Source organism: uncultured Arenimonas sp. (assembly GCF_963976025.1).
GTDB lineage: Bacteria > Pseudomonadota > Gammaproteobacteria > Xanthomonadales > Xanthomonadaceae > Arenimonas.
Genome location: NZ_CAXBJS010000132.1, coordinates 1 through 7,312 on the forward strand (window position 1 = coordinate 1; position 7,312 = coordinate 7,312).

Consider the following 7,312-nt stretch of genomic DNA (forward strand, 5'->3'; position numbering starts at 1 on the left):
CGCCCGACCCCGGGCGCTGCGAAGCCGTGCGGCTGTCCGACGGCCGGGAACTTTGGCTGCGGCCGGTGCACCCCGCCGATGCCGGGCCGATTGCCGGCGCCTTCGATCTGCTCAGCGAAGACGAAGTCCGCCGGCGCTACCTGCACCCGGTGAAAGCCCTGGCGCCGGTTTACCTGGCCCAACTGGTGGGGCCCGAACCCGGACGGTCCTACGTGGTGGTGGCCGCCGAACCGCTGCCGCCGGGCGAGGCCCTGGTGGGCGCGGTCGCCCGCGTCGACCTCGACCCGGGCACCGAAAGCGCCGAATTCGCCATCCTGGTTTCGCGCTTCGTGGCCGGCCAGGGCCTGGGCAAGCTGCTGATGAAGCGCATCGTCGAATGGGCCCAGGTCCATGGCCTCAAGCGGCTCTGGGGCGACGTGCTCGAGGACAATGCCGCGATGCTGGCGCTGGCCCAGGCCGTGGGTTTCCGGCGTGAACACATCCCGGGTTCAGGTGGCCAGGTCCGCGTGACGCTCGACCTCCGGTAAAATCCCGGGTCTGATGACCCACGACTCCCTCCTCAGCGCGCCCCGCCCCCGGGCCGGCCAGCAGCGCGCCCTTTGGCGCGCCCCCACCAGCGCCAGCCTGCAGGCCCTGGCCCTGGCCGAAGCCGCCCGCCAGCACGATGGCCTGGTGCTGGCGATCACCCGCGACAGCCACAGCGCCCAGGCCCTGGAGCACGACCTGCGCGTGTTCGCCGGAGAAGGCGCACACGCGCTGCCGGTGCTGCATTTCGCGGACTGGGAAACCCTGCCCTACGACCTGTTCAGCCCGCACCCGGACATCGTGTCCCAGCGCGTGGCCGCGCTCTATCGCCTGCCCACGACGCGCAAGGGCGTGCTGGTGGTACCGGTGGCCTCGCTGATGCAGCGGCTGGCACCGCCGAGCTGGATCGCCGGCAATACGCTCGACCTGCACAAGGGCCAGCGCCTGGACATGGACGCGGAAAAACGCCGGCTCGAGGCCGCCGGCTACCGCAACGTGCCGCAGGTGCTCGACCCGGGCGATTTCGCCGTGCGCGGCGCCCTGCTCGACCTCTATCCGATGGGCGCCGACCGGCCCTACCGCATCGAACTGTTCGACGATGAAATCGACTCGCTGCGCAGCTTCGATCCTGAAACCCAGCGCTCCGACCACCCGGTGGACAGCGTGCGCCTGCTGCCGGCGCGCGAATTCCCGCTCGACGAGGCCAGCACCAAACGCGTGCGCGAACGCCTGAGCGAACGTTTCGACTTCGACCCGCGCCGCTGCCCGCTTTACCAGGACCTGAAGGAAGGCGGCACGCCGGCCGGCATCGAGTATTACCTGCCGCTGTTCTTCGAGCAGACCGCCAGCCTGTTCGACCACCTGGGCGATGACACCCTGCTGGTGCTGGGCAACGGCGTCGTCGAGGCCGCCGAAGCGTTCTGGGCGCAGACCGGCGATCGCTGGGAACAGCGCCGGCACGACCTGGAACGGCCGATCCTGCCGCCGGGCGAGCTCTACCTGTCGCCCGAAGAACTGCGCGCCCGCTGGAACAAGGCCAGCCGCATCGACGTGCTCGACCCCGGCCATGCCCAAGCCGCCAAGGCCATCGCGCTGCCGGAACAGCCCGCGCCCGTGCTGCCCTGGAGCCAGAAGGGCGGCGAACCGGGCAGCGCGCTGCTGGGATTCCTGCGCGCCTATCCGGGGCGCGTGCTGCTGGCCGCCGATTCCGCCGGCCGCCGCGAAGCCCTGCTCGAACTGCTGGCCTCGGCCGACCTGCGCCCGGCCGTGGTCGCGGACTGGGCCGCCTTCCTGGCCGGTGACCAGCCGTTCGCCATCACCGCGGCGGCGCTCGAGGATGGTTTTGCGCTGAGCACACCGGCGCTGGCGGTGCTGACCGAACGCCAGCTGTTCCCGGAGCGCGCCGAACAGTCGCGCCGCCGCCGCAAGGCCGTGCGCGACCCGGACGCGGTGCTGCGCGACCTGAGCGAAATCCAGGTCGGCTCGCCGATCGTGCACGAAGACCACGGCGTCGGCCGCTACCAGGGCCTGGTGACGCTCGACACCGGCGGCGTCACCAGCGAATTCCTGCAGATCGAATACGCCAAGGGCGACAAGCTCTACGTACCGGTCTCGCAGCTGCAGCTGGTCAGCCGCTACTCGGGCGCCTCGCCCGAGCACGCGCCGCTGCATTCGCTCGGCGGCGAAGCCTGGGAAAAGGCCAAGCGCAAGGCGGCCGAAAAGGTGCGCGACGTCGCCGCCGAGCTGCTGGAGATCCAGGCCCGCCGGCACGCCCGCAAGGGCCTGGCGCTGCCGCTGGACCGCGCCATGTACGAACCCTTCGCGGCCACCTTCCCCTTCGAGGAAACGCCCGACCAGCTGGCGGCCATTGACGCCGTGGTCGCCGACCTGGGGCAGACCCAGCCGATGGACCGCGTCGTCTGCGGCGACGTCGGTTTTGGCAAGACCGAGGTCGCCGTGCGCGCCGCCTTCGTCGCCGCCGTCGCCGGCAAGCAGGTGGCCGTGCTGGTGCCGACCACGCTGCTGGCCGAACAGCACTACCGCAATTTCCGCGACCGCTATGCCGACTGGCCGATCCGGGTCGAGGTGCTGAGCCGCTTCAAGTCGGCCAAGGAAATCAAGGCGGCGCTGGCCCTGCTGGCCGAAGGCAAGATCGACGTGATCGTCGGCACCCACCGCCTGCTGCAGCCGGACGTGAAGTTCCAGGACCTGGGCCTGGTGATCGTCGACGAAGAACAGCGTTTCGGCGTGCGCCAGAAGGAAGCCCTGAAGGCGCTGCGCGCCGAGGTGCACCTGCTCACGCTTACCGCCACGCCGATCCCGCGCACCCTGAACATGGCCATGAGCGGCCTGCGCGAGCTGAGCATCATCGCCACGCCGCCGGCGCACCGCCTGGCGGTGCAGACGGTGATCACGCCCTGGGACGCCAACCTGCTGCGCGAAGCCTTCCAGCGCGAGCTGGCGCGCGGCGGCCAGATCTACTTCCTGCACAACGAAGTCGACAGCATCGAGAAGATGGCGCGCGACCTGGCCGAGCTGGTGCCGGCAGCGCGCGTTCGCGTGGCCCACGGCCAGATGCCCGAACGCGAACTCGAGCAGGTGATGCTCGACTTCCACCGCCAGCGCTTCAACGTGCTGGTGTGCACGACCATCATCGAATCGGGCATCGACATCCCCAGCGCCAACACCATCATCATCAACCGCGCCGACCGCTTCGGCCTGGCCCAGCTGCACCAGCTGCGCGGCCGCGTCGGCCGCAGCCACCACCGCGCCTACGCCTACCTGGTGGTGCCGGACAAGAAGTCGCTGACCTCCGACGCCGGCAAGCGCCTGGAAGCCCTGGCCTCGCTCGAGGAACTGGGCGCCGGTTTCACCCTGGCCACGCACGACCTGGAAATCCGCGGCGCCGGCGAACTGCTGGGTGAAGACCAGAGCGGCCAGATGGCCGAGATCGGCTTCTCGCTGTACACCGAACTGCTTGAGCGCGCGGTCAAATCCATCAAGTCCGGCAAGCTGCCCGAACTCGACCCGGCCCAGCGCCACGGCGCCGACGTCGAACTGCACGTGCCTGCGCTTATTCCGGAAGACTACCTGCCCGACGTGCATGCCCGCCTGACGCTGTACAAGCGCATCGCCTCGGCGCGCAACACCGACGCCCTGAAGGAACTGCAGGTGGAAATGGTCGACCGCTTCGGCCTGCTGCCCGACCCGGCCAAGCAGCTCTTCGCCATCGCCGAACTCAAGCTCGACGCCACGCCGCTGGGCATCCGCAAGCTTGAACTGGGGCCCACCGGCGGCCGCTGCCACTTCCTGCCCCAGCCCAACATCGACCCGATGTCGGTGATCCGCCTGATCCAGTCCCAGCCCAAGGTGTATTCGATGGACGGACCGGACAAGCTGCGCATCCGCATGGAACTGCCCGACGCCGGATCCCGCCTGCGCACCGCGCGCGGGCTGCTGGCCCTGCTGGTTCACGGCTGAGCCCCGGTACTGCCGCCCCGCGCCGGGGCGGCTAGACTTGGCCCGTCGCCCCTGAGGAACCGGCCATGTCGCTGCTGACGCTGCTGCTCTCGCTTTCGCTCGCTTCGCCCGCCGCCCTGCCCGCCCACGAGGGCATCGTCGTGGTCGTGGTGCGACACGCCGAGAAGGACGACGACGACAAACTCGATCCCTCGCTGGCCGGTGACGGCGAAGTGCGCGCACAGGCCCTGGCGACGACGCTCGCGGGCGCAGGCCTGGACCGGGCCATCGCCACCCAGTTCCGGCGCACCCGCCAGACTGCGGAACCAGCGGCCGCGGCCGCGGGCATCGACGTCGAAGTGCGCGAGATCAACGCCGGCAACGCCGCCAGCTACGCGACCGACCTGGCCGCCGACCTGCGCGCCATGCCGCCCGGCAGCACGGTGCTGGTGGTCGGCCACAGCAATACCGTGCCCGGCATTGTCCAGGCCCTGTCCGGCCAGGCCGCCGAAGCCATGCCCGAAACCGAATACGATCGTTACACGCTGGTGCTGCTCGACACCGACGGCGGCGCCCGGGTGATCACCAGCCGCTACTGAGGAGCCCGTCATGCCCCTGCTCGTTCCCCCGCGCGTGCACGACCTCGGCGGCGGCTTCACGGTCAAGCGCCTGATCCCGCACGCCAGCTGCCGCAGCGTCGGCCCCTTCGTTTTCTTCGACCACATCGGCCCGGCCGAACTGGGACCGGACACGCCGCTCGACGTGCGCCCGCATCCGTACATCGGCCTGGCCACGGTCACCTACCTGTGGGAAGGCGCGATCATGCATCGCGACAGCCTCCGATCGGCCCAGGAAATCCGGCCCGGCGACGTCAACTGGATGACCGCCGGCCGCGGCATCGTGCACTCCGAGCGCACGCCCGACCGCCTGCGCGGGCAAAAACATCGCATGCACGGCCTGCAGACCTGGGTGGCGCTGCCGCGCGGGCACGAAGAAACCGCACCGGCCTTCGCCCACCACCCCGCCGCCACCCTGCCGGTGGTCGAGCTGCCCGGCGTCCGGATGCGCGTCGTTGCCGGCGATGCGTTCGGCGAAACCTCGCCGGTGCAGGTGCTGGCACGCACGCTGTACGTGGCCATCGACCTGGCCGCCGACGCCGCGCTGGTGCTGCCGGCCGATCACGCCGAGCGGGCGATCTACGCCGTGGAAGGCGAGCTCACGCTCGACGGCGAACCCGTGCCGCTCGAACACCTGGTCGTGCTCGACCCCGACAGCGAACCGCTGCTCAAGGCCGGCTGCGACGCGCGGGTGATGCTGCTCGGCGGCGACCCGCTCGACGGCCGCCGCCACGTCTGGTGGAACTTCGTGTCCAGCTCGCGCGAACGCATCGAACAGGCCAAACAGGCCTGGCGCGAGGACCGCCTGGGCCAGGTGCCCGGCGAAACCGAGCGCATCGAACTGCCCGAACGCTGAAGCTCAGAAGCGGCCGGCCTGGTAGTCCTCGAAGGCCTGGCGCAGCTCGGCCTGGGTGTTCATGACGAAGGGGCCATAACGCGCCACCGGTTCGCGCAGCGGCTGGCCGGCGACCAGGATCAGCCGCGTGTCGGCCTCGCGGCCCTCCAGCGCCACCGCCTCGCCTTCGCCCAGCACCGCCAGCTCGCGCGCCTGCACGGTAGCCGCACCCTGGCCGTCGCCGACGCGGGCGCTGCCCTCGTAGACATAGGCAAAAGCGGTGTGGCCCGCGGGCAGCGCGTGCTGGTATCGGTCACCGGCGCCCAGGCGCAGGTCCAGGTAGGTCGGACGGGTCGCCGGCTGTTCGATCGGGCCGCGCACGCTGGCCACTTCGCCGGCGATCACCTTCGCGCGCACGCCCGGCGCGGCGTCCACCTCCGGGAAACGTTCCGGGCCATATTCCTGGTACTTCGGGGCGGTCATCTTCTCGCGCGCCGGCAGGTTCACCCACAGCTGGAAACCGCGCATGCGGCCTTCTTCCTGCTCGGGCATTTCCGAATGCACGATGCCGCGGCCGGCGGTCATCCACTGCACGCTGCCGGGCACCAGCACGCCCTCGTTGCCGTGGTTGTCGCGGTGGCGCATGCGGCCGTCGAGCATGTAGGTGACGGTTTCGAAGCCGCGGTGAGGGTGTTCGGGAAAACCCGCCAGGTAGTCTTCGGGCCGGTCGGTGCCGAACTCGTCGAGCATCAGGAACGGGTCGAGATCGGGCAGCTGCGGGCTGCCGATCACGCGGGTGAGCTTGACGCCGGCGCCATCGGACGCAGGCTGGCCGCGCAGGGTGCGCAGGACGGGACGGATGGACAGGCTCATGGCGACTCCAGGCGGGGCCTCGTGGCGAAGCGATGGTGCAACTATGGGGGCTGCCGGCGGCCGGCACGAGGTGCCGGCGCCGCAACGCTGGGTTTCCCGTAAGCGAGGACGTCCGGATTCACCCCCGTCACGCGTTCTAACCGGTAGCCCGACGACGATATCGCCCCCCCGACGATGGCTTTGCACGATATGCCCACCGCCCGACGACGCCCCGCGCCCGGTCCCGCCCCGTCCGCCCCGGACCGGCTGCCGACACTGGTTGCGCCGCGCCTGCAGCTTCGCTGGATCGAGGCCCGCGACCTCGACGGGCTGTATTCCGTGTTTTCCGACCCCGAGGTGATGCGCTACTGGAGCCACGTCGCCTGGCCACACCGGGACGAGGCGGCGATCTACCTTGAATCGATCCATCGTGGCTTCGAACAGGGCGACCTGTTCCAGTGGGGCATCGCCCTGCGCGGCGACGACCAGCTGATCGGCACCACCACCCTGTACGCCATCGACCATGCCCAGGGACGGGCCGAACTGGGTTTTGCCCTGGCGCGCGAACACTGGGGCCGCCGCTACGCCCGCGAGGCGCTGACGGTGCTGCTCGACCATGCCTTTTCCAGCCTGGGCCTGCGCCGGATCGAAGCCGACGTCGACCCGCGCAACCAGGGCTCGCTCAATACCCTCGAAGCCCTGGGCTTCCGCCGCGAGGGTTACCTGCGGCAGCGCTGGCGGGTGGCCGGTGAGACCCAGGACAGCGTGCTGATGGGCCTGCTGGCCAGCGACTGGGCCGGCCCCGGCTGAGCTCCTGCCGGCGCCTGCGAGGCGCGTTGACAGCCACCGGGCCGGCAACGACCATGAGGTCCCCGCTTCGCCCGGAGTCGAGCATGTCGAACAAGTCCAGCCTTTCCCTGCGCCTGGGCCTGATGGCCTCCGCCCTGCTGCTGGCTGCCTGCAGCCCCTCCCAGGAAAGCGGCGAAGCCACCGCGCCGGCCGGCCCCGCCGACACCGCCGGCGG

At 70.6% G+C, this 7,312-nt stretch carries 6 protein-coding genes; 5 read left to right on the forward strand and 1 reads right to left on the reverse strand.

Annotated features, from left to right (window positions below; genetic code table 11):
• The first annotated feature begins 26 nt into the window (after positions 1-26).
• From AACZ35_RS10440 to AACZ35_RS10455, 4 genes are all read left to right on the forward strand, one after another.
• Positions 27-527, forward strand: a complete 501-nt coding sequence (locus tag AACZ35_RS10440; protein WP_339828929.1) for a GNAT family N-acetyltransferase — start codon at positions 27-29, stop codon at positions 525-527.
• Positions 528-540: 13 nt separating this feature from the next.
• On the forward strand, positions 541-4,005 hold the full coding sequence (gene mfd, locus AACZ35_RS10445; RefSeq protein WP_339828919.1) for a transcription-repair coupling factor: 3,465 nt from the start codon (positions 541-543) through the stop codon (positions 4,003-4,005).
• 65 nt (positions 4,006-4,070) lie between these two features.
• Complete coding sequence (locus tag AACZ35_RS10450) at positions 4,071-4,583, forward strand: phosphoglycerate mutase family protein (RefSeq protein WP_339828921.1); 513 nt, start codon at positions 4,071-4,073, stop codon at positions 4,581-4,583.
• A 10-nt stretch (positions 4,584-4,593) separates the two neighbouring features.
• The gene (locus tag AACZ35_RS10455; RefSeq protein WP_339828923.1) at positions 4,594-5,457 is read left to right on the forward strand and encodes a pirin family protein; all 864 of its coding nucleotides are present in this window, start codon (positions 4,594-4,596) and stop codon (positions 5,455-5,457) included.
• A gap of 3 nt (positions 5,458-5,460) precedes the next feature.
• Here AACZ35_RS10455 and AACZ35_RS10460 read toward each other — a convergent pair whose 3' ends face one another.
• Entirely contained in the window at positions 5,461-6,309 is an 849-nt protein-coding gene (locus AACZ35_RS10460) for a pirin family protein (RefSeq protein ID WP_339828925.1), read from the reverse strand.
• Positions 6,310-6,483: 174 nt separating this feature from the next.
• On the opposite strand from AACZ35_RS10460, the gene AACZ35_RS10465 reads away from it, so the two are divergent.
• Positions 6,484-7,098: a GNAT family N-acetyltransferase gene (locus tag AACZ35_RS10465; protein WP_339828927.1), complete on the forward strand. Its 615-nt coding sequence runs from the start codon at positions 6,484-6,486 to the stop codon at positions 7,096-7,098.
• Positions 7,099-7,312: the final 214 nt, after the last annotated feature.